Origin of the sequence: Planomicrobium sp. CPCC 101079 (assembly GCF_007859275.1) — a bacterium.
Taxonomy (GTDB): domain Bacteria; phylum Bacillota; class Bacilli; order Bacillales_A; family Planococcaceae; genus Planococcus.
Window position 1 is genome coordinate 66,982 of the sequence record NZ_VOHC01000024.1, and the last position, 25,173, is coordinate 92,154.

At 47.2% G+C, this 25,173-nt stretch carries 28 protein-coding genes and 1 riboswitch; of the genes, 25 read left to right on the forward strand and 3 right to left on the reverse strand.

The genetic code is table 11. The annotated features are described in order from the left end of the window. The first annotated feature begins 1 nt into the window (after position 1). Positions 2-379, forward strand: a complete 378-nt coding sequence (locus FQV28_RS10650; protein ID WP_146496329.1) for a DUF423 domain-containing protein — start codon at positions 2-4, stop codon at positions 377-379. 401 nt (positions 380-780) lie between these two features. Here the strand turns inward: FQV28_RS10650 and FQV28_RS10655 are convergent, their stop codons facing one another. Continuing rightward, positions 781-1,794 carry a beta-carotene 15,15'-monooxygenase gene (locus FQV28_RS10655; protein WP_146496331.1) on the reverse strand — a complete coding sequence of 338 codons (1,014 nt, stop codon included), beginning with the start codon at positions 1,792-1,794 and terminating at the stop codon, positions 781-783. A gap of 198 nt (positions 1,795-1,992) precedes the next feature. Then, on the reverse strand, positions 1,993-2,742 hold the full coding sequence (hemQ, locus tag FQV28_RS10660; protein ID WP_146496334.1) for a hydrogen peroxide-dependent heme synthase: 750 nt from the start codon (positions 2,740-2,742) through the stop codon (positions 1,993-1,995). 173 nt (positions 2,743-2,915) lie between these two features. Here hemQ and FQV28_RS10665 point away from each other — a divergent pair, with 173 nt between their 5' ends. The 3 genes from FQV28_RS10665 to FQV28_RS10675 are packed head-to-tail and all read left to right on the forward strand — an operon-like array spanning position 2,916 to position 5,596. After that, the gene (locus tag FQV28_RS10665) at positions 2,916-3,737 is read left to right on the forward strand and encodes a lipoate--protein ligase family protein (RefSeq protein WP_146496337.1); all 822 of its coding nucleotides are present in this window, start codon (positions 2,916-2,918) and stop codon (positions 3,735-3,737) included. Positions 3,738-3,790: 53 nt separating this feature from the next. Further along, on the forward strand, positions 3,791-5,095 hold the full coding sequence (locus tag FQV28_RS10670) for an HD domain-containing protein (RefSeq protein WP_146496339.1): 1,305 nt from the start codon (positions 3,791-3,793) through the stop codon (positions 5,093-5,095). Then, positions 5,096-5,596, forward strand: coding sequence for a YwgA family protein (locus tag FQV28_RS10675; RefSeq protein ID WP_146496341.1), 501 nt, complete (start codon positions 5,096-5,098; stop codon positions 5,594-5,596). A gap of 45 nt (positions 5,597-5,641) precedes the next feature. Here the strand turns inward: FQV28_RS10675 and FQV28_RS10680 are convergent, their stop codons facing one another. Then, positions 5,642-5,827 (reverse strand): 2-hydroxymuconate tautomerase, encoded by a 186-nt coding sequence (locus FQV28_RS10680; protein WP_033542009.1) that lies wholly within the window; start codon positions 5,825-5,827, stop codon positions 5,642-5,644. Positions 5,828-5,888: 61 nt separating this feature from the next. Here FQV28_RS10680 and FQV28_RS10685 point away from each other — a divergent pair, with 61 nt between their 5' ends. The 21 genes from FQV28_RS10685 (at position 5,889) to FQV28_RS10785 (ending at position 24,407) form a co-directional block, all read left to right on the forward strand. Further along, the gene (locus tag FQV28_RS10685; protein ID WP_146496343.1) at positions 5,889-6,404 is read left to right on the forward strand and encodes a YwhD family protein; all 516 of its coding nucleotides are present in this window, start codon (positions 5,889-5,891) and stop codon (positions 6,402-6,404) included. A 399-nt stretch (positions 6,405-6,803) separates the two neighbouring features. Beyond that, the gene (gene speE, locus FQV28_RS10690; RefSeq protein ID WP_146496345.1) at positions 6,804-7,637 is read left to right on the forward strand and encodes a spermidine synthase; all 834 of its coding nucleotides are present in this window, start codon (positions 6,804-6,806) and stop codon (positions 7,635-7,637) included. A gap of 3 nt (positions 7,638-7,640) precedes the next feature. Beyond that, the gene (speB, locus tag FQV28_RS10695; protein ID WP_146496347.1) at positions 7,641-8,513 is read left to right on the forward strand and encodes an agmatinase; all 873 of its coding nucleotides are present in this window, start codon (positions 7,641-7,643) and stop codon (positions 8,511-8,513) included. A gap of 207 nt (positions 8,514-8,720) precedes the next feature. After that, the gene (locus tag FQV28_RS10700) at positions 8,721-9,944 is read left to right on the forward strand and encodes a cation:proton antiporter (RefSeq protein WP_146496349.1); all 1,224 of its coding nucleotides are present in this window, start codon (positions 8,721-8,723) and stop codon (positions 9,942-9,944) included. 162 nt (positions 9,945-10,106) lie between these two features. Then, positions 10,107-10,604, forward strand: a complete 498-nt coding sequence (locus FQV28_RS10705) for an antibiotic biosynthesis monooxygenase family protein (protein ID WP_146496351.1) — start codon at positions 10,107-10,109, stop codon at positions 10,602-10,604. A 171-nt stretch (positions 10,605-10,775) separates the two neighbouring features. Continuing rightward, the gene (locus tag FQV28_RS10710; protein ID WP_146496353.1) at positions 10,776-11,183 is read left to right on the forward strand and encodes a YwiB family protein; all 408 of its coding nucleotides are present in this window, start codon (positions 10,776-10,778) and stop codon (positions 11,181-11,183) included. After that, a complete protein-coding gene (argS, locus tag FQV28_RS10715; RefSeq protein WP_146496355.1) occupies positions 11,183-12,844 on the forward strand; it encodes an arginine--tRNA ligase in 1,662 nt (553 codons plus the stop codon). The genes FQV28_RS10710 and argS overlap by 1 nt, the downstream gene beginning before the upstream one ends. Positions 12,845-12,889: 45 nt before the next feature. Then, positions 12,890-13,075, forward strand: a riboswitch (cobalamin riboswitch). Continuing rightward, positions 13,062-13,529, forward strand: a complete 468-nt coding sequence (locus FQV28_RS10720) for a hypothetical protein (protein WP_146496357.1) — start codon at positions 13,062-13,064, stop codon at positions 13,527-13,529. Its footprint overlaps the riboswitch before it by 14 nt. Positions 13,530-13,579: 50 nt before the next feature. Beyond that, the gene (locus FQV28_RS10725; protein ID WP_146496358.1) at positions 13,580-14,548 is read left to right on the forward strand and encodes an ABC transporter substrate-binding protein; all 969 of its coding nucleotides are present in this window, start codon (positions 13,580-13,582) and stop codon (positions 14,546-14,548) included. After that, complete coding sequence (locus FQV28_RS10730) at positions 14,541-15,533, forward strand: FecCD family ABC transporter permease (RefSeq protein ID WP_146496360.1); 993 nt, start codon at positions 14,541-14,543, stop codon at positions 15,531-15,533. Before FQV28_RS10725 ends, FQV28_RS10730 begins: the two co-directional genes overlap by 8 nt. A 1-nt stretch (position 15,534) precedes the next feature. Further along, positions 15,535-16,995: an adenosylcobinamide amidohydrolase gene (locus FQV28_RS10735; RefSeq protein WP_146496362.1), complete on the forward strand. Its 1,461-nt coding sequence runs from the start codon at positions 15,535-15,537 to the stop codon at positions 16,993-16,995. Next, positions 16,992-17,945: an adenosylcobinamide-phosphate synthase CbiB gene (cbiB, locus tag FQV28_RS10740; protein ID WP_146496364.1), complete on the forward strand. Its 954-nt coding sequence runs from the start codon at positions 16,992-16,994 to the stop codon at positions 17,943-17,945. The genes FQV28_RS10735 and cbiB overlap by 4 nt, the downstream gene beginning before the upstream one ends. Then, complete coding sequence (locus FQV28_RS10745) at positions 17,932-19,011, forward strand: pyridoxal phosphate-dependent aminotransferase (RefSeq protein ID WP_146496366.1); 1,080 nt, start codon at positions 17,932-17,934, stop codon at positions 19,009-19,011. Before cbiB ends, FQV28_RS10745 begins: the two co-directional genes overlap by 14 nt. Continuing rightward, a complete protein-coding gene (locus FQV28_RS10750; protein WP_146496368.1) occupies positions 18,993-19,541 on the forward strand; it encodes a bifunctional adenosylcobinamide kinase/adenosylcobinamide-phosphate guanylyltransferase in 549 nt (182 codons plus the stop codon). The genes FQV28_RS10745 and FQV28_RS10750 overlap by 19 nt, the downstream gene beginning before the upstream one ends. After that, on the forward strand, positions 19,438-21,000 hold the full coding sequence (locus FQV28_RS10755; RefSeq protein WP_255472919.1) for a cobyric acid synthase: 1,563 nt from the start codon (positions 19,438-19,440) through the stop codon (positions 20,998-21,000). The genes FQV28_RS10750 and FQV28_RS10755 overlap by 104 nt, the downstream gene beginning before the upstream one ends. Continuing rightward, a complete protein-coding gene (gene cobS, locus FQV28_RS10760) occupies positions 20,997-21,764 on the forward strand; it encodes an adenosylcobinamide-GDP ribazoletransferase (RefSeq protein ID WP_146496372.1) in 768 nt (255 codons plus the stop codon). The genes FQV28_RS10755 and cobS overlap by 4 nt, the downstream gene beginning before the upstream one ends. After that, positions 21,737-22,321, forward strand: coding sequence for a histidine phosphatase family protein (locus FQV28_RS10765; protein ID WP_146496374.1), 585 nt, complete (start codon positions 21,737-21,739; stop codon positions 22,319-22,321). Before cobS ends, FQV28_RS10765 begins: the two co-directional genes overlap by 28 nt. Continuing rightward, positions 22,273-22,698, forward strand: a complete 426-nt coding sequence (locus FQV28_RS10770) for a bifunctional adenosylcobinamide kinase/adenosylcobinamide-phosphate guanylyltransferase (protein ID WP_146496376.1) — start codon at positions 22,273-22,275, stop codon at positions 22,696-22,698. Before FQV28_RS10765 ends, FQV28_RS10770 begins: the two co-directional genes overlap by 49 nt. Then, positions 22,673-23,260, forward strand: coding sequence for a cob(I)yrinic acid a,c-diamide adenosyltransferase (locus FQV28_RS10775; protein WP_146496378.1), 588 nt, complete (start codon positions 22,673-22,675; stop codon positions 23,258-23,260). Before FQV28_RS10770 ends, FQV28_RS10775 begins: the two co-directional genes overlap by 26 nt. Beyond that, positions 23,260-23,736 (forward strand): ECF transporter S component, encoded by a 477-nt coding sequence (locus FQV28_RS10780; protein WP_146496380.1) that lies wholly within the window; start codon positions 23,260-23,262, stop codon positions 23,734-23,736. Before FQV28_RS10775 ends, FQV28_RS10780 begins: the two co-directional genes overlap by 1 nt. Beyond that, entirely contained in the window at positions 23,736-24,407 is a 672-nt protein-coding gene (locus FQV28_RS10785; RefSeq protein WP_370455130.1) for an alpha-ribazole-5-phosphate synthase, read from the forward strand. The genes FQV28_RS10780 and FQV28_RS10785 overlap by 1 nt, the downstream gene beginning before the upstream one ends. Positions 24,408-25,173 lie beyond the last annotated feature (766 nt).

Here is a 25,173-nt window from a genome sequence, read left to right on the forward strand (position 1 = left end):
CATGAAGTTTTTCTTGATTGCCGGAGCGGTCAACGCATTGTTGTCTGTCGCATTCGGTGCATTTGGCGCGCATATGCTAGAAGGGCGCGTCGCGGATAAATATATTGCCACTTGGCAAACAGCAGTGCAGTATCAAATGTTCCATTCAATTGGCTTGATGATCGTAGCAATATTGATGAGCTCCACGTTTATTGGACAGGTAAGCTCACTCAACTGGGCTGGTTATTTGATGCTTGCGGGCATCGTCATTTTCTCAGGCAGCTTGTATGTCTTAAGCTTATCAGGCATCAGTATTTTAGGCGCTATTACGCCAATCGGCGGCGTCGCATTCATCGCCGGCTGGATCATGCTGATTATTGCTGCTGCAAAAGCGTTATAGGAGATTAGGGAAAGCAGTTCGCTACGGGCGAGCTGCTTTTTTATGGGGAATTTTGGAGAACGCATGTAGGAATGTGAGAATTTCATATAAAAAATCTGGTAAGTCATGTAGAAGCTTCAAGAGTTCATGTATATAGATCGATTGTACATGTAAGAGTCGGAAAACTTCATGAAGTAAACTATGGAAAAAGTACTTGGAGTAGATAAAACATTCATTATAGAGAGCTTGAATTTATAGTTGGAAAGCTATTTTTAAGAATTTTATGTAAAAAGCGAAAAAGTTCATGAAGAACACTTTTTTCGTCATGCAGAAGGCTCAAAAGTTCATGTTAAAATTGAAATACTTCATGAAGAAAACTATGGTAGCGGCATTAAATGAAAAGCAGCCCATGGGCTGCTTTTTCAACTTAATAATTTTTTTAACTTCTCCGGATCATCGACTTTCAATGCAATTTTTGAGACGCTTTTTTTCATGCCGTACAGTAGAATCGCGGTTTGCGGTGTTTTGAAATGGATGACCACTTGTGGATCCGCTTCTTCAATATCCTTTGCAACAAAAGAAAGTGTGTCTTTTTCCGCTTTTTCTCCCCAACTAATTTTATCGATTGCTTCGATAGGCACGGCAATGCGCTTTGCTAAGCCTAACGCCACGTAAATCTTTCCGTTTTGTACTTGGAGCGGATTCAGCCGGATCGCCTGGATTTCCGCAATACAATAGACAACAGTGTAAACGTTCAATACCAATAGAACAATGGAAAGGATAAACGATTTATCGTGCAGCCACCAGTGCAGCCCTATGGTTTCAATGACAATGACATGGATCAGCATGATATAAAACGCGATAGCGCTGGTATTTTTGTGCAAGCTTATACTGTCTGCACTTTCAGGGGCCGCTTTTTTCCATGTGCAAAATGCGTAATAAAACATGAGCGCCTCCGATATGACGAGCGTTACAAGAGGATTGGATTTGATGCGCTCCTGTACCGCTGGAAGCACCGAAAATAATGGACTTTCGTTCTGGCGCTTGATTGATCGGTAAATGGCGGGGGCATGGTAGAACACCAGCCCAAGCAAGGCGATTTCAGCAAATAAAACCAGCGCCTCAAAAGCGATGCCGATGTAGAACATAAAGGTGAAGGGTTCGAAGTAGAGTTCTGGGATGAGGAATCTGGCGATGATGAACCCGGTGGCAATAAAGCCGATAAACTGTTTGGTGGACAAGCGGAATGCCGCGAGCATCAATAGCGGCGAAACAACGGCTAAATCGACAAGGGAGCCGGCGACCAGCCAAAACGTTTCATCTGGAATTACGGAATCAGAAAGAGGAGATCGGTACAACAGGAAATTGCTGCTCAGTACGAGCAGAAGTAAGGCAAAAGCCCATTTCGCATAATTTGTTTGGCGCATTGCTAACATACGAACACCCCGTTTTCTTTTAGTATAACTCAAGAAATGTCAGAATTTAGTTTTAAATTATGACGGAAAATGGACATTAAGGTGCGGAAAAGCGCTGTTAAGGTACGGAAAAATGCTGTTGAGGTGCGAAACTATAAGCGGGAGGTGCGTTCGTGTTCAAAAATAATAAAAAAGCCGCCCATGGGCGGCTTTAAATCCTTATACTTCCAAAAATTTAACCAAGCGGTCTGCGTCTAAACGCGTACCGACATAGAACGAACCGAATTCAGCATATCGGGCGCTGACTTCATCAAAGCGCATTTCGTAGACCAATTTCTTGAATTGAAGAACGTCATCCGCGAAAAGCGTCACGCCCCATTCATAGTCGTCAAAGCCGACGGAACCGGAAATGATTTGTTTTACTTTGCCTGCGTAGCTGCGGCCGATTTTACCGTGGCTCAGCATCAATTCTTTGCGCGCATCCATCGGCAACATGTACCAGTTGTCATCGCCTTGGCGGCGTTTGTCCATCGGGTAGAAGCAAATATATTGCGAACGTTGAAGTTCAGGATACAAGCGTGCACGTACATGCGGGTTTTGGTATGGATCTTCGTCTGATTTTCCAGCCAGGTAGTTGGAAAGTTCAACGACAGAAACGTACGAGTAAGTCGGCACAGTATACGCGATCAATGTCAGTTTGTTGTATTCCGTTTCAAGCTCGCGAAGCTCATCCATCGTTTCACGCAAAAGCATCAACATCAAATCAGCTTTTTGACCGACGATGGAGTATAGCGCGTGCGCTCCGGTTTTATTTTCGTCTGCTGCGTTTACTTTTTGAATAAACGCCTGGTACTCGTCGATTGCGAACTGGCGCTCTTCGTCCGACAACATTTTCCATGAAACCCAGTCCATCGACCGGAAATCATGAAGGACGTACCAGCCGTCTAATGTAATAGCTGCTTCATTCATTTATCAAACACTCCTTTTAGTCTTGCTCTCACAAAAATAGTTTATCACAACACCCATTTAACTTCCTGCAAAAGAAATGGCTGTCACCAATTCGTCATGGCCTGGACGCCTTTTCAGCGGGGCGTGAGTCGGGTAAACTAAGAGGAAGCTATTCGGGAAGAGGAGAAATTGTTATGCCGTTATTTTCAGAAGAAACCAAGTGGCGCTTTTGGGACCAGTCCTTGAGCGCGAAAAATCGGTCTGCATTGGAGTCGTTTGCTGCGGATGATACTTTATGCGAGCTGGTCGGGTCAGGCAAGAGCCTGCCGACCGTCCGTACGTGGGTCCATGACAATACAGTCGTGCTCGGCATTCAAGACCACCGATTGCCGCACGTTGAAGCGGGTATGGAGCTATTGAAATCGCGCGGATTTACGCCGATTGTCCGCAATTCCGGCGGGTTGGCCGTCGTGCTGGATGCCGGAGTCCTGAACATTTCGCTCGTCATGTCGGAAAAGGAAAGCGCCATTGATATTTCGTCAGGATATGATATGATGCTCGAATTGATTCAGAACTTATTTCCAGATGCGCCGATCGAAGCCTACGAAATCGTCGGCTCATACTGCCCTGGTTCTTACGATCTGAGCATCGGGGGCAAAAAGTTCGCAGGCATTTCCCAGCGCCGCATCCGCCGAGGCGTTGCGGTTCAAATCTACTTGTGCGTCGAAGGCAGCGGGGCTGAGCGTGCGGAATTGATCCGCGGCTTTTACGAAGCGGGCCTTGCGGGAGAAGAAACGAAATTCACATACCCGGTGATTCAACCGGAAGTGATGGCGTCGCTCAGCGAGCTGTTGGGAAGAACCATCACTGTGCCTGAAGTGGTGCTCGATTTATACGGCATGCTTGGCATGCCGGCTCCGCAGCCGCTTCTTCCGGAAGAAATGGAGCTCTATGGGTTTTATTTGGACCGGGTAGTGGAACGGAATAAGAAAATGCTACCAGCGCCTCTTGAATGACAAATTGAGGCTAAGGTAAAATAACAGTCAATAGAACAAATTGGAGGTGTGCCATGAGCTATGCTGCGCAAAAGTTAGCAGAAGAAAAAGTATTCAAAGATCCGGTTCATCGGTACATCCATGTACGTGACCAAGTGATTTGGGATTTGATCAATTCGCGTGAAGTGCAGCGCCTTCGCCGAATCAAACAATTAGGGACTTCTTATCTAGTATTTCACGGAGCGGAGCATAGCCGCTTTAACCACTCGCTCGGCGTTTACGAGATTGTCCGCCGAATCGTCGATGATATTTTCCATGAGCGCCCGGCATGGGACGAGAGCGAACGCCTTGTTGTCTTGTGTGCGGCGCTTCTTCATGACCTTGGCCATGGACCCTTTTCACATTCGTTTGAGAAAGTGTTCCACGTCGACCATGAAGAGTTCACACGGGAAATTTTGCTTGGCGACACGGAAGTCAACGGAATTCTATTAAAGGTTGCGGCCGACTTTCCAAAAAAAGTGGCCGAAGTGATAGCGAAAACCTATCCGAACAAGCAAGTCGTCTCGCTGATTTCAAGCCAGATTGATGCGGACCGCATGGACTATCTTCAACGCGATGCATACTATACAGGCGTTTCTTACGGGCATTTTGATATGGAACGCATCTTGCGTGTCATGCGTCCTGTGGAAGACCAGGTGGTCATCAAATCGAGCGGGATGCACGCAGTCGAGGACTATATCATGAGCCGCTATCAAATGTATTGGCAAGTGTATTTCCATCCGGTTGCCCGGAGCGCAGAAGTTATTTTGCGGAAGATTTTGCAACGGGCCAAGGAATTGAGCGAATCCGGATATAAATTTGAGCAGCCGCCGACTCACTTTATGGCGTTTTTTAATAGAAGCTTCAACTTGAAGGATTATTTGGCGCTCGATGAAGGGGTATTGATGACGTATTTCCAGTTGTGGATGACCGAACGAGATCCGATTTTATCCGACCTGAGCGACCGTTTTGTCAACCGCCGCCTGTTTCAGTATGTCGACTTTGATCCTGGGAAGGACTATCGGAAGCTCGGGGAACTTTCCCAGCTGTTCAGAAAAGCAGGAATCGATCCTGATTATTATTTGATAGATGATTCGACATCCGATTTGCCATATGATTTTTACCGTCCAGGCGAGGAAGAAGAGCGCCTGCCGATCCATCTGCTCATGCCAACCAACGAAATCAAAGAATTGTCACGGTCTTCACAAATCGTTGATGCCATTTCAGGCAAACGGCGAACCGATTATAAATTGTATTTTCCTGCAGAACTGTTGATTGATGGCAAGAAAAAAGCCGTCAAACAGCAAATCCTGCAAATGCTTCGAGAAGGAGGAGTATAATTGCTCCAGGAACACGCGAAAATAGTGGATTTTATTTCATTGGCGGAAGGGGTCACCGGCCGCAAAAAATTACAGAAGATGATTTACATACTGAAAAAAATGGGTGTGCCATTTCAGGAAAAATATGAATTTCATATTTATGGACCGTATTCGGAAGAACTGACAGCTCGCATCGAGGAATTATGCGATATGGGATTTCTATCAGAAAAGCTTGAAGATAAAGGTTCATATGTGCAATACAATTATAGCGTGACTGCAGAAGGAGTAGAGTTCCGCGACGCGCTCGGCAAATCAGTGCTTGCCAATTCGCTTCAAGCCACAAAGCTCAACGAAAAAAGCAGCCGCTTTTTGGAACTGACCGCGACGCTTTTGTATTTCGATCATTTGGAGCGCTCAGAACAAATTGAGAAACTGCACATAGTCAAAGGCAAGCTGAACTTCACAGAAGAAGAAATCAGCCAAGCGTTCGAATTCATTGAAGAACTAGCTGTGTTGATGTAAATGAAAAAAACTCCCGCTAGCGGGAGTTTTGTTTTCTAATGTGTTTTATTGATCAGAGAAAAGCTTTCCTTTTGTACCGTAGTCGGTTTTTTTCATGTCCTCGATAAAGACGACAACATTTTCAACCGGTGCGCCAGTTGTTTCAGAAACGGCTTCTGTCACTTTTTCAACAAGCGCTCGTTTTTGGTCTTCTGTGCGCCCTTCGAGCATTTTAACAGTCACATATGGCATAATGGATACAGCTCCTTTTCTTGAGATTACCACCATCATAGCAGAACGGAGGATTGTAAACATGCCAAATGAAGAAAAACCAAAACAAAAACTGGGCTTTACTATTATAAAAGACGATCCGACTGATGGACATAAGGGCTATGGCATTGGCTCATTATCGCTGGAAAACGTTTCTCCAGTCATCATCGATGTGGAAGAAGGAACGGCTGTCGTCGATATCGGGGCCATGCACGCAAGAAGCGAAGTCGAGCGCGGCATCAAGTTCACCACCAACCGGGAGGATTCGGCAGGCGGAAAAGATTACTGGCTAGTATGGGTCACCATCGATTTCAATCCGCAAGGACCCTATTATGCAGGCGTAGCTGCTTGCGAAATGGTCGTCAACCGGGAAAAACGCCGCGGCTATAAAATCTTGGCTGACCATGTTAACCGCATGGACAAATCCATGAAGCGCAAAATTCTTGTCGACCACATGGATGCACCGTCAAAAAAAGTGCTGCATGACTACCTGAAAAGCCACAATGAAGAGATGTGGAACCGCAGTGCAGAGCAGCTTCATGCGGATTTAAACGCGTAGAACCAGTATAAAAATGAACAGTTTGTGACAGTTGGAAATACCTTCATTAGCGGTTGAAGTTGCTAAAGAAACGCAGTACACTAGACGTACAGCTTTTAAATATAAAGCTAGGACACCTGTAATGCGAGCAGGTGATGTGAGCCATTGCGTCAACCCAAGCCAATGCCTCATGTTTCTTGCTCCGCACAATCAGGACCAAAAAGGTTTTCTGTGAAGGGAAAGGTTTCCCTGTACAGGAAACCTTTTTGTTTTGGGAATATTGTTTAGTGTATTGGGTAAAGAAGCATGTAGAAAAAATTATTGCACTTTCTTTGAAAACACTTATACTTTTAAAAGTATGCAAAAAAATACTTTACTTAGATAAAATATATTCTGGACGATAAAGGAGTTTGATTATAAATGGCAGGATTTTGGTACACAGAAAAGCAGACGGAAAATTTCGGGATCACGATGAAGATCAACAAAACGCTTCATACGGAACAAACGGATTTTCAATTCCTTGAAATGGCTGAAACAGCTGAATGGGGCAATATGCTTTTCCTTGACGGCATGGTCATGACATCTGAAAAAGACGAATTTGTTTATCACGAAATGGTAGCGCACGTACCGTTGTTCACTCATCCAAAGCCAGAGAACGTTCTGGTTGTTGGCGGCGGCGACGGCGGGGTAATCCGTGAAGTGCTGAAGCACCCATCTGTGAAAAAAGCGACGCTTGTCGACATTGACGGCAAAGTGATCGAGTACTCGAAGAAATTCTTGCCATCGATTGCTTCAGGGCTTGAAGATGCACGCGTTGAAGTGATTGTCGGAGACGGTTTCATGCACATCGCTGAATCCGAAAACAAATACGATGTCATCATGGTGGATTCAACTGAACCGGTTGGCCCTGCAGTAAACTTGTTCACAAAAGGCTTCTATGCTGGAATTTCAAAAGCGTTGAAAGAAGACGGCATTTTTGTCGCTCAATCAGATAACCCGTGGTTTAAAGCGGATTTGATCGAGCAAGTGCAAAAAGACGTGAAGACAATCTTCCCGATTACAAAATTGTACTTGGCGAACATCCCGACTTACCCATCAGGGCTTTGGGCATTCACAATCGGCTCGAAAAAATACGATCCATTGGCTGTGCCGGCTGAGCGTTTCCATGAGATCGAAACGAAATACTACACGAAAGAATTGCACAGCGCGGCATTCGTGCTTCCAAAATTCGTAAAAGATTTGGCAGGCGAATAAAAGATGAGATTCGATGAGACGTATTCTGGAAAAGTATTTATCAAAAGCCACCCGAACTACGAAGAATCCAAGGCGGTCCTTTATGGCATGCCGATGGACTGGACAGTGAGCTACCGTCCAGGTTCGCGCTTCGGCCCGAACAAAATCCGCGAAGTATCGATCGGTCTTGAAGAGTACAGCGCGTACTTGGACCGCGAGCTTGAAGACGTGAAATTTTTCGATGCAGGCGACATTCCGCTGCCATTCGGCAATCCGGAAAAAAGCCTGCTGGAAATCGAAACGTATATTCATACGTTGTTGAACGACGGAAAAATTCCAATGGGCATGGGGGGCGAACACCTCGTCTCCTTGCCAGTCATGAAAGCTGTCGCTAGCAAATACGAAGATTTGGCGATCATCCATTTTGACGCGCACACGGATCTTCGCGAACATTACGAAGGCGAAGAATATTCACATTCCACTCCAATTCGGAAAATCGCTGACCATATTGGACCGTCGAACGTCTATTCATTCGGCATCCGCTCCGGCATGAAAGAAGAATTCCAGTGGGCAAAAGAAAACGGCATGCACATCTCCATGTTTGAAGTGCTTGAACCGTTGAAAGAAATTTTACCGACCTTAGCTGGCCGTCCTGTCTACGTGACGATCGATATCGACGTTTTGGATCCGGCGCATGCGCCAGGCACTGGCACAGTCGACGCAGGCGGCATTACTTCACGTGAATTGCTCGCATCCATCCACGCCATCGCAGCTTCCGACGTCAATGTCGTCGGCTTTGATTTAGTGGAGGTCGCACCGGTTTACGACCATTCTGACCAAACCGCAAACACAGCCAGCAAATTGATCCGTGAAATGATCCTCGGCTGGGTAAAATAAAATACTGCTAAAAGCCAGCCAGGAATTTTCCAGGCTGGCTTTTTCTGTTGAGAATCCATAAAAGCGAGCTGGATGATTATAAGCGGACGTAAAATGAAGTTTTTTCATGCCGTTTTTAATTCTGCGCCTTTCTTCTGTCGGAATCAGGTTTAAGTTGCTTTTTTTAGAGAAAAGTATAGTTAATCGACAGGTTAGGAGAGATGCATGATGCATGAATTTGACAATGTTTTTATTCAGCTGCTTGTTCTCATGGCAATCGCCATTGCGGTTGTCGGAGTTGCTAAAAAGCTTCACCAACCGGATACGATTGCTCTGGTATTAGTTGGACTTTTTTTAGGGATAGTCACCCTCCCTATACCGTTGATTGACCACGCGGAAGAGTACATCACGCAATCCAATGTTTTTCAAGCCATAATCATCTCGTTATTCTTGCCGATCTTGCTTGGAGATGCCACGTTAAAACTCCCATTCCATCACCTATACAAATGGAAAAAGACAGTATTGTGGATGGCTTTAGGCGGAACTTTCCTATCTTTTATCATTATCGGGTTTTCTGCCCATTATTTGATCGGCTTGCCGATAGCCGTGGCTTTTACTTTTGCAGCTTTAATGAGTGCCACGGATCCGATCAGTGTGCTTTCAATTTTCAAGTCGGCAGGGGTCTCTGAAAAACTATCCACCATCATGGAAGGTGAATCTTTATTCAACGACGGCATCGCGATTGTCCTTTTTCAAATTTCGTCCTTGTATCTGTTGACGTATATTGAAATGGGGTGGGCCGGGGTAGGAAGTGGCATTTGGCTGTTTCTGCAGTTTGCGGTAGGCGGAGTTTTGGTCGGCCTTGTTCTTGGCTTTGTTTTTTCCCAAATCATTCGATTTTATGATGACTACCCATTTGAAATCGCGATTTCCGCCATCTTGTTTTTCGGAAGTTATTTTATTGCCGAACATTTGCATGTATCCGGTGTAATTGCAGTTGTAGCGGCCGGCTTTGTGTTTGGTGATTATGGCGGGAAGATTGGCATGTCCGAAAACACAGAAAGAAACATCAATGTCTTTTGGGATGTTATTACGCTAATTGCCAATTCGTTGATTTTCTTGATTGTTGGTTTAGAGATTCGGAATATCAACTTTGCTGGCCAATGGAATATCATCATTTATGCAGTCTTTATTGTTATAGCCGCGCGAATAATTGCGCTTTTTTTCAGCACAATGCCTGCGAGAAGCTTGAACAGGAAAGAGCGGGTCTTACTGAATTGGGGAGGATTGAAAGGCAGTTTGTCAATTGCGTTGGCATTAAGCTTGCCGGCTGATTTTGAAGGAAGGGAAACTGTACTGCTCCTGACATTTGCAGTCGTCTTATTTTCGTTGATCGTCCAAGGCTTGTCTATAAAGCCGCTGATCCGAAAACTGGGGCTTAATGAGAAATAACAGAGCCTGGATTCCGATTTGTCTTGCCCTGCCTTAAAAAAGGAGGGCTTATTGGCCAAGAATAATTTGTAACGGTGTTTCTGCACGGCTGACGTTGATTGGCTTCTTTTTAATGGAAACGATAAAATAAAACGGAATACATAATTGGAAGAGGTGCTGATAATGGAATTATATAAATGGGAAGGCCACAGGGATCAAGGAGTGGCGATTCTCGCCGCATTTCCGAATTCACGGCTGATATACCTCATAAATGGCGAGGAATCGGCAGTTCTTTTTGAATCGGAAGAAAGCGCTGCTGTGCAAGGATTTGAAAGTTACCAAGTATTGAATGCTGTCGGAGATATCAATAACGGCTATTTTGCGGTGTTCAACAACATTCCGGTTACAGAGGAAGGCCGGGAATTATTCGAGTCGCGTTTTGAGAACAGAGCAGGCATGGTCGAGAAAGAACCTGGTTTTGCAGCGATTCGTGTTTTGCGCCCATTAAATACGGACACCTACATCATCCTTACACTTTGGAAAGATGAAGAATCGTTCAAGAATTGGCAGCAGTCTCAAGCATATGGCCATGCGCATGCAAAACGCGGCACCGAAGATGGCATTGACAAGCGCCCGAATATTTTTCCGCGCCCTTCTTTTGTGAAGACGTATACGAAGTAAATTGATTCTCTTCTTAATTTGAAATCCAATGGACCGGACCGCATGCATCAGCTTAGCGAATGCATGCGGTCCTTTTTGATTTCAACCGGAAACTTAATTGAAAAACGCCTCGGATTCAGGCTATAATGAAAAGGTTATTAAGCGGGATAAACGAACGGGGAGGCGGAGAGGATGCAGAAATCCGTATTGATCAGACTCACGACTACAATCCGCCAGCCGAATGTGGATGATCAAGTAATGGAATTGCGGTCGGAAGGTTTGTTGACGGAGAAAAACAATCGGCGCTATTTGCAATACGCAGAGCAGCAGGATGATCTCGAAATCCGGACGGTCGTGAAACTGAGTGAAGATGAAGCGCTTATTTTAAGGAGTGGCGGCTTGCAGATGCGGCTTCCGTTTTTATTACATAAAGAACAAACGGGCAATTTAACAAATGCGCAAGGGTCATTCATGTTGACGACTAAGGCGCATGAGTTGTCAGTTGAAAATAACCGATTTAAAGTCCGCTATGATTTGGCGATGGGTGCCGATCATGTCGGCGAATATGAAATGGAAATACAGTTTACGGAGGGCAAATGATGAATGCAGTAGAAAAAGTTCAACATACGATTAAACAAGTGATCAGCGAAGCAGTCCAAAAAGCGGAATTGACAGCAGAACCGGTAACGGTTCATTTGGAATCGCCGAAAGACAAAACTAACGGCGACTACGCGACAAATATTGCGATGCAATTGACGAAGCTTGCAAAAAAGCCGCCGCGTGCGATTGCGGAAGCAATTGTAGCCAACCTCGACAAGGAAGCGGCAAACATTGAAACGGTTGAAATTGCCGGACCTGGATTTATCAACATCACAATCAAAAAAGATTATTTGCTGGATGTAGTGAAAACGGTTCTTGAACAACAAGGAGAATATGGCCGCTCAACATCAGGCGGCGGAGAACGCGTACAAGTCGAGTTTGTTTCCGCAAACCCGACCGGCGACCTGCACCTGGGCCATGCCCGCGGCGCTTCAGTCGGCGATTCCTTGTGCAATGTTCTCGACCTTGCAGGCTACGAAGTGTCCCGTGAATATTACATTAACGATGCCGGCAATCAAATCAACAACTTGGCGCTTTCAATCGAAGCCCGCTATTTCGAAGCGCTTGGCCATGCTGACAGCATGCCGGAAGACGGCTACCGAGGCCAGGACATCAAGGACATCGCCGAAGATTTGGTGAAAGAGCACGGCGACAAATTTGCCGATATGACACACGAAGAGCGCTACAAGGAATTCCGTGCTCACGGCTTGAAAGTGGAGCTGGCGAAGCTGCAGAAAGACTTGGCGGATTTCCGCGTGAAATTTGACGTTTGGTTCTCGGAAACGTCTTTGTATGAAAAAGGGGAAATTGATATCGCCTTGAACAAGTTGCGTGCCAATGGCCACATTTTTGAAGAAGAAGGAGCAACTTGGTTCCGCTCGACAACGTTCGGCGACGACAAAGACCGCGTATTGATCAAAAATGACGGTTCTTTCACGTACCTATTGCCTGATATCGCTTACCACGAAGACAAATTATCGCGTGGATTTGATAAGCTGATCAATATTTGGGGAGCGGATCACCACGGCTATATCCCGCGCATGAAAGCGGCAATCGAAGCGCTTGGCTATGACCGTGATACACTCGAAGTAAGCATTATCCAGATGGTGCAGCTATACAAAGATGGCGAAAAAATGAAAATGAGCAAGCGGACAGGTAAAGCCGTGACAATGCGCGAACTTGTTGAACTCGTCGGCCTTGACGCAGTCCGTTATTTCTTTGCAATGCGTTCAGGCGATTCGCATATGGATTTTGATTTGGATTTGGCAGTTTCACAATCCAACGAAAATCCGGTTTACTATTCGCAATACGCGCATGCACGCATTTGTTCCATCTTGCGCCAAGCGGAAAGCCAAGGCTTCACCGCTTCAACGGCCAACCTGGACTTGCTGGCGTCTGAAAAAGAAATCGACGTCTTGAAGAAAATCGGCGATTTCCCGCAAGTGATAGCGGACGCGGCAAAACTTCGCGCACCACACCGTGTGACAACATATATCCAGGAATTAGCGTCTAACTTCCATAGTTTCTATAATGCCAACAAAGTTTTGGACGCTTCAAACGAAGAGTTGACGTGCGCCCGCCTTGCGTTAATCACCGCTGTTAGAATGACAATTGCCAATGCATTGAAAACAGTAGGCGTCGCTGCTCCCGAAAAAATGTAAGAGACAAGGGAAATTTTTGGTGTATAATAAAACGCGAATGATAATTTGATAACCCATCATAAAGGTGCTTATGTCTAAGAACATGAGTTAAAAGGGAAGCCGGTTCGACTCCGGCGCGGTCCCGCCACTGTATGTGAGAGCGAACTGCGACATGCCACTGAAGGAAACTTCGGGAAGGCGCAGCAAGCGATGACCACAAGCCAGGAGACCTGCCTTTATGAAACACCCACACGCTTGCGAGGACAAGGCGGGATGCACATGCCTTTTTATGTCATCCTTTCAATCCCTCGCAAAGTTTGCGGGGGATTTTTTTAGCAAGAAAAGCGGAAGCGCCTGGTCAGCTCTGACAGGCATAAGCCGGACCGGCGAAGCAGCGCTCTTTGCCGCACAGCCGGGATGGCTTATGACCCGAAGAGCTAGGCGCTGGAGCTGGACAAAGAAAAGCGCAGGCGCCTATGGAGCCCCGACAAGCGCTGGAGGGCTTGGAGGTCATGGCGCATTTTGCCATGGCAGGCAAGACCGAAGCGACCTCGAGGGGCTAGGCGCCGGAGTCTGGACAAAGAAAAGCGCAGGCGCCTATGGAGCCCCGACAAGCGCTGGAGGGCTTGGAGGTCATGGCGCATTTTGCCATGGCAGGCAAGACCGAAGCGACCTCGAGGGGCTAGGCGCCGGAGTCTGGACATAGAAAAGCGCAAGCGCCTGTACTTTTCAAAATAGAAACGGAGGATTTTATTGATGAAGAAGGTTTGGAAGTTTGGGGTAAGTGCAGGATTAGCAGCGGCTTTGCTTGCAGGATGCGGGCAGGAAGCAGCGCCGGCTGAACAGGAAACCGCGACAGAAACGCCGGCAGCACCAGCGGAAGCGGAATTTCCGGTAACATTGACGGATGCGGTGGGAGATGAAATCACCATCGAAGAAGAGCCTAAAGCAATCGTCTCAATGATTCCATCAAACACAGAAATTGCGTATGAGCTTGGATTAGACGATAAAATTGTCGGAGTGTCCGATTTTGATAATTACCCGGAAGAAGCGGCTGAAGCAGAAAAAATCGGCGGCCAGGAATTTAACGTGGAAAAAATCATTTCTTTGCAGCCGGATGTCGTGCTTGCGCATGAATCAGGGTTGGGCGTTGGCGATGCAGGGCTTCAACAATTGCGCGACGCGGGAATCAAAGTTTTTGTCGTAAACAATGCCGAGAATTTTGAAGAAGTCTACGAAACAATTGACACAATCGGCAAAGCGACCGGAGCACAAGAAGAAGCGGAAGCTGAAATTGCTGAAATGAAAGAAGAAGTGGCTGAAATTAAAGAAAAAGCCGCAGCAGTTGATGAACAGAAAAAAGTATTCATCGAAGTAAGCAGCGTTCCTGAAATTTACACAACAGGAAGCGGCACATTTATGGACGAAATGCTTTCCATCATCAATGCTGAAAATGCAGCTGGTGATCTTGAAGGCTGGGCAACGATCGATCCAGAAGCAATTGTAGATAGAAACCCGGATGTCATTGTGACAACAGAAGGAACGTATAATCCTGAAGCTGTCGACCAAATCATGGAGCGCGGTGGTTTTTCAGATGTAACTGCAGTAAAAGAAAAAGCTGTCTATGATGTCGATTCGGATATGGTCAGCCGTTCAGGCCCACGCTTGACGGATGGTTTAGAGGAATTGGCAAAAGCTGTTTACCCGGAGGTTTTCAGTGAATAAAAGCACGGCAGCCTATATTGTTTCTCTGTTTTTTTTAGGAGGAGCTGTATTGCTGGGGGTATTGGTCGGCACGGTTTCAATTTCTCCGGAAGTGTTATGGAACCGGAGTGCCGATCAATCGGCAGCCAATATTTTATGGAATATCCGGATGCCGCGTGTTGTGCTGGCGGGCCTTGTTGGAGCGTCTCTTGCCATTGCAGGAGCGGCATTCCAAGGGCTTCTCAAAAATCCGTTAGCCGACCCTTACACTTTAGGAGTGTCGTCCGGTGCCTCAGTTGGCGCTGTGATGACACTCTTTTTCAGCATTTCAGTGCCTTTTTTAGGGATATTTACACTGCCGGTCATGAGCATGATCGGGGCGCTTGCAACAATGCTTGCAGTCATGGGATTTGCGAAACTGGTGGATCGGTCAATGAAAATGGAAACAGTGATTTTAACCGGAATCATTTTTAGTTCGTTTCTTGGATCTGTTATTTCGCTGATGATTGCGTTGACGGGAGAAGAATTGCGCCAAATTATCGGCTGGCTGCTGGGAAGCGTTTCAATGCGGGGGTGGCCATATGTTCAAATGGCTTTGCCATTTTTTCTTGTCGGATCGTTTGTTTTATGGCTGAACCGCAGAGAATTGAATGCAATGCTTTTCGGAGAAGAGCGTGCGCGTCACCTCGGGGTTGATGTGAAAAAACGGAAAATGATGATTTTGATCGGCGGTTCTGTTTTAACAGGAGCAGCAGTTTCCGTTTCCGGTACAATCGGTTTTGTAGGACTGGTTGTTCCGCATATGGTCCGGCTTCTTTGGGGAGCGGACCACCGGCATGTTTTGCCGCTGTCTTTCATTAACGGAGCGGCTTTGCTCATTCTTTGTGATTTGGTGGCGCGGACAATCATTTCACCAACCGAGTTGCCGATTGGGGTTATTACTTCATTTATTGGTGCACCGGTTTTTGCGTTTATCTTTTTCCGTCAGCGGAAAGGAGGGGGTTAATATGCTTCGGATAACTGGCTTAACTGGCGGGTATGGCGATAAGAAGATTGTCAGCGATGTCTCATTCCATGTGGAAAAAGGGAATGTGCTCGGGATTTTAGGACCGAACGGCAGCGGAAAGTCGACGTTGATGAAATTGATCAGCGGCGTCTTGCCTGCTGCCAGTGGAACAGTAGAAGTAGATGGGCGGCCCATCTCAGTGTTTTCCGCTAAAGAATTAGCAAGGAAAATGGCTGTGCTGCCGCAGCTTCATGCACATGCTTTTGAACATACAGTAAGGGAAACGGTTTCACTCGGCCGATATCCGCACCAAAGCGGCTGGTTCGCGTCTTGGTCAGAAGAGGACGAGGCGGCTGTAGTAGAAGCTATGGAACTGATGAACATTCAGCAATATGAAAATACGCTGATTGACCGGATGTCGGGGGGAGAACAGCAGCGGGTTTTTGTTGCCCAGGCGCTTGCGCAGAATGCTTCGATTCTTCTGCTGGATGAACCAACAAATCATTTGGATATCAACCACCAAAAAGAATTGCTCGATACTATAAAGAAACAAGCGATTGAAAAAGAATTAACGGTGGTTTCCATTTTCCATGATATCAACTTAGCATCAATGTATTGTGATCAATTGCTGTTGCTTGATGGGGGGCATATCAAACGCATGGGCGAACCGCATGAAGTGGTCCGTGAACAAGACATCGAAGCTGTCTACCGAACGAGGGTCAGCAACCATCCCCATCCCGAATTGCCAAAGCCGCAAATCACCTTGCTTCCAGGGGTCAATCGGACGGCTGCCCACACCCGGATAGCAGCGGGAGATTTTGCGGTTTCTGCCGATTACGTCCTGTACCAAAGCCCAATTCCGTTAAAAACAGTGTCATCCGCGGTTATCAATGCAGGGGCGGGCTGGTACCGGACTTTCATGAACCGCCATGTCGACAACACATATGAATGCGATGACAGTACTCGGGAAATGGCACGGTTCATTGAAAGTCAAGGGTTTAAAGCGACTGATACAGTGGGGATGATGACGGCAGTCCGAACCGAAGATGTGATCATCAAAGAATATCAAGGACCATTCGGCTCAGTCGTCATTGCAGTGACCGCTGGAGTCGGCAACGCAGTTGATGTCTCAAAAGCGCTTGACCGTGCAGTAAAAGTCGGGACCATCAATACGTGGATTTTCATTAATGGGGAGTTGTCGGATGAAGCGTTCATCCAATCGATGATTACAGCAACTGAAGCGAAATCAAAAGCACTCCATCATGAGGGGGTGCTGGATCCACTGACGGACACGATAGCGACGGGCACATCAACTGACAGCTGCTTGGTTGCTGCGACTCAGCAAGGCGAGCATTTGCCATATGCGGGTCCCATCACGGAGCTTGGAAAATTAATCGGTGCCGGCGTATTTGAATGCACGGTTGAAGCAATTCAACTATACCGTGAGGCGAAAAAAAGATGACGGCCCACCTCTTAGCTATAGCCGCCGGTTTATTGCTCGACCGCATTATAGGCGATCCGCCAGCATGGCCGCATCCAGTCCGGTGGATTGGAAACTTGATTTCCAAGTTGACCGTAAAATGGAACCGCGGATCTGAGGCATTCCGCAACGGTTTTTTGATGACTGGGATTGTGGCGGCAAGCGCCTTTGCTTGTGCGTTCTTTTTGGTTTATATCGGCCATTCCATCCACTGGCTGATCGGGGCAGCAATTGAAGCGCTGCTTATAGCTGCCGGGCTGGCGCAGAAAAGTTTGCGCGATGCCGCGGAAGAAGTATACCGGCCGTTGATCACAAAAGATTTAGCAACAGCACGTGAAAAACTCGGGTGGATTGTCGGCCGGGATACTGGCAAGTTGAACGAAAGCGAAATTACCCGGGGCGTGGTGGAGACCGTATCCGAAAATACGAGCGACGGAGTGACTGCGCCGCTGTTTTGGGCATTCTTTCTTGGAGCTCCAGGATTGTGGTTATATAAAGCGGTAAATACATGCGATTCAATGGTCGGATATAAAAATGACGAATTCCATCGATTCGGCTATGCATCTGCGCGCCTGGACGACCTGATGAATTGGATCCCAAGCCGCATTACAGGGTTCCTGATTTTGATCACTACCAAAAATGAGCGATCTTTAACTATGCGTGAGCGTTTGGGGGAGTGGAAGCGAGATGCCCAAAAACACCCAAGCCCGAACAGCGGCTGGTTGGAAGCGGCAACAGCTGTCCAGTTGGGCATCGAGCTGGGCGGCATCAATACCTACAAAGGAGTGGAATCGGACCGGGCACGCATGGGCACACCAGTTTTTCAATTGGGGGCACATCATATTCAAATGGCAATTTCACATATGCACACGGCCACTTTCTGGTTTTTTATTCTTTTTGCATTAGGAGGGCTACTACTTGAACTTGCCTGATCATGGAGCAAATCCACTCCGGTTATACAAACAAATGGAAATTGAACCGCCGGCACAAATAAATGATTTCAGCGAAAACGTCCACCCATTCGGCCCTCCCGCATTTCTAGAAAAAACTTGGCCAGATTTGAGGGAGCTTGTCGGCCGCTATCCGGATCCCGACGCGGAGCCGTTTCGAGGTGCAGCGGCCAAATTTCACGGGATTTCGGCAGATCAAATCGCAGCAGGAAACGGCGCGGCAGAGATTTTCACTTGGCTAGCTAGGCGGTATCGGGAAAAGCGGGTAGCTCTGATTGAACCCGCATTTTCGGAATACCGCAAAACCCTGGAAGCGGAAAATGTAGAAATCACCGAGGTCGAGCTGAAAGCAGAAACGGCATGGAGGCTCGATATAGCCAAAACAAAGGAAGTTGTTGAAGGATGTGCGGCGTTATACGTTTGCAATCCTCACAATCCGACAGGGCGATTGCTGCCAAAGGAAGATTTACTTGAACTAGCAAAAGCTTGCCGAAAAGCTGGCTGTGAAATGGTCGTCGATGAAGCGTTTATTGATTTTATAGGTGAACGGAATTCGATTGTGGCGGAATTGAATGGCCATCCGAACCTCATTATTGTACGCTCAATGACTAAAATGTATGCAATCCCAGGGCTCCGGCTTGGTTATGTGATCAGCTCGCCGCCTCTTATAGAAGCCTTGAAAAGAGGGGCTGCCCATTGGAATGTTAATGCGCTTTCAGCTTCAATTGGAGCCCGCTGTTTTGGAGAAAACGAATATCGTGACAGAATTGTCCGTTCAGCAGCGATAGAACGGCAATTAATGATGATATTTTTGAAGGATAAAGGCTTCGTGGTGACCGATTCCATGGTGAACTTTTTATCGTTCCGATTGCCCGATCCACAGCAATCCGACCAATTTTTCTCAGATATGCTAAAAGCGGGGATTGTGCTTCGCCATACAAAATCGTTTCGTATGATGGAAGGACGATGGTTCCGCATCGGCATGAAATCCACTGCTCAGATGAAGGACCTCCGGGAGGCGATAGTAAAATGGCTAGAGGACAAATGATTTTTGTCAGCGGTGGTGTCAGGAGCGGGAAAAGTGCATACGCTGAACAGCTGCTAATGACTGCCGGCGCTGCCCGTTGCCTGTATCTCGCAAGCGGCCAAGCCCATGATGCAGAAATGGAAGCGCGCATTCGACAACACCAACATGACCGCTCGGGCCAAGGCTGGACGACAATTGAGCAGCCTATGAATATGGAACAAGTACTTCCGGAAATCCGTAGTGGGGACGCTGTACTTTGGGATTGCGTAACAACCTGGCTGGCAAATGAACTTTATGAAGGATGGGAACGAAATTCTCCTTGTGCAGAAGAGCCAGGGTGTATGGAGCAAAAATGGCTGGAATTGCAGGAGACATTAGCTGAAATACTAAATCAGGCGCAGCTTTTGGTTGTTGTATCGAATGAAGTATTGGACGATTTTATTCGTGATGAAACTTACCAAAGATGGCTTGGGAAAATCCATCAATGGCTGGTTATTGAGGCAGATCGAGCTTTTGAAATGGAAAACGGAGCCGTTTACAGAAGGAAGTGATGGAATGCGCGGTGTAATGATTCAAGGGACGGCGTCTGATGTTGGAAAAAGCCTGATTTGTACTGCATTTTGCCGGATTCTGTCCGATCAAGGAATTCAGGTGGCACCATTCAAATCCCAAAACATGTCGAACAATTCGTATGTCACCATTTTAGGCGAAGAAATCGGCAGGGCTCAGGGCGTTCAAGCAGAAGCGGCGAGAACAGTTGCAACGGTGGATATGAATCCGATTTTGCTGAAACCCGAAAGCGATATGAAGTCGCAAATTGTTTTGTTTGGCAAAAAGCTCGAAACAATGGGTGGCATGGAATATCGGGCAAATTTTTACGAACAAGGATTGGCAGCGATAGACCAGGCATTAGTGAATCTATCGAAAAACTATACGCACTTGGTCATCGAAGGCGCAGGGAGCCCTGCGGAAGTGAATTTAAATGACCGGGAAATTGTCAACATGGCTGTGGCAGAGCGCGCGGACGTCCCGGTGATTTTAGTTGCTGATATCGAACGGGGCGGCGTCTTTGCTTCGATAGTCGGAACGCTTGCCCTCATGCCGCATCCGGAGCGGGTAAAAGGCCTATTGATCAACAAATTTCGAGGAGATATCCGGCTGTTTGAAGACGGCATTGCCTTTTTGGAAGCGTATACCAAATTGCCGGTCCTTGGGGTGATCCCTTACATGGGGAATCATGAAATCGAGCAGGAAGATTCATTGGGCGTCCGTGAAATATCAAGAGACAATCGGAATCGGCCGATTGACATGGCGGTATTGAAGCATCCTTACTTATCGAATTTTACGGACTTGGAACCATTTTTGAATGAACCGGATGTTTCGGTCCGCTGGGTGGAATTTGTAAAAGACATCGGCAAACCGGATATTTTGGTTTTTCCGGGCACCAAAAGCACCATCGCGGATTTACGTTATTGGAAAGAACAAAAAATTGAAGATACGCTTTTATCAATTGAAAATAAGACGCGAATTATTGGGCTGTGCGGCGGCTTTCAAATGCTTGGCGATAGCTTATCCGATCCCGATGGTTTTGACGGAACGAAAGCTGAATTCGAAAAAGGGCTTGGCCTGATTTCTGGAATGGTTACGCACTTTACGAAAGAGAAGTTTGTTAAAAGGCGCAGCGGAACGGCCAAAATGAATGAGCAGACTTTTAATGTTGATGGCTATGAAATTCATACGGGCAGGTCCAAATATGGCGGGAAAGCACTGGTCTCGTTTGAAGATGGAACCGAGGGTGTTCAAACGGAACGGTTGATCGGCACACATATTCACGGGATTTTTGGCTCGGCTGATTCCAGGCAAGCCTTTTTAGCACCCATCCGCCAAGAAAAAAACTTATCCCAACCCATGGTTCAAGAGTGCTCGGATCGCTACAGCCGCTTTGCTGGCCATGTAAAAGCGCATATCGATTGGGCACAAGTCGAGCGGATTATGGAGGGGAAAGGATGAAGCATCTGGGAACTGGGTGGTTGCTCGCATTACAGTTTTTCTCCATCATACCTGTGAAAAAAGAATTGCCACTGGAAAAGAATGACGTAACGTCTATGTATTTGTTGCTGCCGGTACTTGGGCTGCTTTTCGGAGGCGTCACGGCGGCTACTGTCTGGCTGCTGATAAATTCTACGGAATTAAGTCCATTATTCATCGCTTTCGTTGTTGCTGTCATCGGCATTTTCTTGACTGGCGGCCTGCATATGGATGGCGTAGCGGATGTGGGAGATGCTTATTTTTCATATCAGAACCGGAACCGGCGATTGGAAATAATGGGGGACCCCCGAATTGGCGCTTTCGGTGCGATGGCGATGATGCTGCTCATTTTCGGGAAAATTGTGGTTCTGGCAGAAATGATTGATCAAATGCCGCTAATCGCGATAGCATTGGTACCTGTTTTTTCGCGAATCGGATTGATGGTGTTGTTCAGTAAAACCACAAGTGCAAAAGAAACTGGGCTCGCAGCTTTTTTTCAACAGAGGACAAATGGCGGGCAGATTGCTTTAGGGGCAGTCGTTTATTTGGCAATTGCCTTAATCTTATTAAGTTATTGGGAAAGCTGGCAACTGGCTTTTGGACTGGTTGCATTTCTCCTGGTTTCGCTTTATGTTTACAGAAAGTGGTGTTTGAAGAACTTTGGCGGAGTTACCGGCGACTTATTCGGAGCTTATATAGAAGGGACGGAGCTTTTGTTATGGATAGCCTTTTTGTTCTTCATTTGATCCGGCATGCCCCGACCGTCGGAAACCAGGCAAAGCAGTATATCGGCTGGACTGATGAACCGGTTGCGCCGTTTGAAGCGCTAGCTTTTCCGGAAGTAAAGAATGTCTGGGGAAGCGACTTGCAGCGCTGCCGGCAAACGGCGGAAGTTTTGTTTCCGGCCGCTTTTTATCATCCAGATGCAAATTGGCGCGAATGCCATTTCGGCAAATGGGAGCAAAAAACCTATGCAGAACTTGAAAGCATGGAAGCATACCGCAATTGGATTAATGATCCATTCCGGTACAAGCCACCTGGAGGCGAAAGCTTAAATCAGGTAGCCGAACGTGTGGAACGGGCCGTCTGCGCGCTGCCACATGAAGAAGAATTTATGATTGTAACTCACGGTGGACCAATCCGCTATTTGTTGGCACGCGCAAAACAGGAATCGTTTTGGAAACAAACGGTACTCCATGGCCACCTCTATACAATTGTATGGCAAAACCGGCAAGCATTCGAGGAGGGAACACGATGCACATCGTTTTCGGAGGTGCCTTTAATGGCAAACGCGAGTACGTGAAAGCACTGCTGGGAAACCAGGAAGTTTTTTGGCTTGAAGCAGCGATGCCTGCAAGAAGCTCGCTTTGTACAGTGATAGCGGGAGTGGAGAAATGGGTAAAGACTCAGCTTGAAGCGGAACAAAGCGAAGCGGAAATCTTGAAAAGCGCCAAAGATGCAATCCTGTTGAATGAAAGCAATCGGCAAATCTGGATTTTAACAGACATCAACCGCGGAATTGTGCCACTTGAACCCATTGAGCGGCAGCAGCGGGATGTTGTCGGCCGGCTGTATCAGTTTTTGTTCAAAGAAGCGGCAAGTGTGACGCGGATATGGTACGGCATACCAGAAACTTTAAAAGGGGCGGATAACGATGAAGATTTATACAAAAACCGGTGATAAAGGGCAGACAAGTTTGATTGGAGCACGCGCAGATAAGGACGCACCGCGAATCGAAGCGTATGGCACAATCGATGAAGTGAATTCATTTATCGGCAAAGCGATGACAGAAATGGATACAGCGAAATATTCGGACCTGCTTGCAGATTTGGAAGCTATTCAAAATGAATTGTTTGATTGCGGCGGTGATTTGGCTGATGTGCGGAAAGAACCGCAATTTAAAATGACGGAAGAGCCAGTCGCCATACTTGAAAAACGAATTGATGAATTGATGGAGGAACCGCCGCTGTTAGAACGCTTTATCTTGCCGGGCGGAACGCCTGCTGCAGCAACACTCCACATTGCCCGGACGGTTACGCGGCGTGCGGAACGCCAGACGGTCACTTTGATGAAATCTGGAGAAGAATTTCCGCCTGTGGTTCAGCGCTATCTGAACCGCCTGTCCGATTATTTGTTTGCGGCAGCGCGTGTGGTCAATTCACGGGCAGGTGTGCCTGATAATGAATATGTCCGAAGCGCTAAAGTTTTCAAAAACGGCGGCCGCGCCAAAAAGAAAGACTGATGACCACAAGAAATATTGCTTTGGCGGCAATCTTCATCAGCTTATCGGCCATTGGCGGCATGCTGAAAATTCCTGTAGGTATTGCGTCAGTTGCACTCGATGCCATGCCGGCACTCATTGCGGCATTGTTTTTATCAGCACCGCTCACTGGAACAGTCGCTGCGCTTGGCCATTTGGCTTCGGCGTTGTACGGTGGCTTTCCGCTTGGCCCTATGCATGCACTTATCGCCATTGAAATGGGATTGGTCCTCTGGTTGTTTGCAAAACTCCATAAGAGTGGACGCCAAGTTTTAAAATGGATTGCTTTCGTTTTTGGAAACGGTGTTGTTGCAGCTTTGCCATTCTATTTTTTGTTGTCGCCTGCATTTTTCTATACTTCAGTGCCAGGGCTGCTGATCGCTTCAGCAATGAATGCCTTAGGAGCGGCCGCCGCCATGCCGTTTATGGCGAGCCGGCTAAGGGAGAGGGTGAAGTGATGCGCCATGAATTGCTGCTGGGCGAATGGGTTATTACATCGGACAATTCTGGAGGAATCGGTGAGAAACCGATGGATTTTGTAAAAGCGCCGGACGCGGTGACGGCAAAGTTCGCAGCGCGGGTCGCCTTGCTTGAGCAATGGGCCGCAAACAGCGAACCTGAAGCCGTGCTGATCCATAACTTTAGCGGGGAAGAGCAGTGGCAACGCTATGTTGAAGGAATTGAAGAATTGCTTGCAGAAACTGGCACTGAAAATGTCCAGTTTAGCGGCAGTTCTGAAACAAACATCGAAACGCTGCAATCCGGGATTGCCGTAACGATGCTAGGTAAGCGAAAAGAGGATGTGTCTATAAAATCGTTGGAGTGGTTTGTTTACGGCGTACCGCTTACCGGCGAGGATGTACTATTGAAAACACATCAGCTTGCAGATTTAAAAAAACTAAGCGACGCTCGGGCGAGCAGATTGATTGAACGCTTGTGGCCCGTAGGCTCAAAAGGAATCGGCTACGAAGCAAAGCGGCTGCTCGGTGAAGAAATACATTCTGATCACAGCATCAATATGAATGCATCGGCTGGCCCGTCGACATGTGTGCTTATTGGTGTTCGCGGGGGAAATCGGAACCGGTTGGCTGAACATTTCGGACGTTATATTTACCCCATCCATAGCTAAAAAAGAAACACCGCATTGAGCGGTGTTTCTTTTTTCAGGCTGTCGAGAAACTCTTGTTGCTCTTTTCACATTGCGCTCCAGGCGGACGCTTTCCGCGGGGTGCGGCCTAAGCCTCCTCGCTCGCTGGCGCTCCCTGCGGGATCTCAGGACTCGCACCATTCCCGCAGGAGTCGCCGCCTTCCGCTGCATGTCGCTTCTTTTCATTCGCTTTGGAGATGCTCTGGGCTCATGATTGTTTGGGCGAATTCGCTGGTGGTGTTTCCTGCTCTCCCAATAGGGAGCCAAGCGGCGGAGAAAACCGTACTGCTCCTGCAGCTGCGCTTCGTTGCAAAGCAGTGGCCGAATGCCGTTCGACCACTGCTTGCCTGCGACGAAGCTAGCGTAGCGATGCAGGAGCACAAGGTTTTCGAAGCGGCTGAGGAGGCTTGGCGCTCGCCCGCGGCATTTAAAACATATGCTCCTGCGCAAGCTCGTCGCAAAGCTATTGGCCAAAATAACTTCGGCCAATAGCTTCGCAGCTGGTTGGAGAACTATCGGTTATGGAATGCTCGCTCATACAACGTTAACTTTCTCAACAAGCTAAAAAAGAAACACCGCATTGAGCGGTATTTCTTTTTGTTTGAAAACTTTTCGTTTTTCTTAAGAATTTCTGATATTGTCCTGCTTTTCAAATTTTCACTTGACGAACGGAAGAAATTGCTTTTGAATTAATGAAAACCCTTTCAATTTTCCTATTGACTGAATGCTCATTCATATTTTATGATTA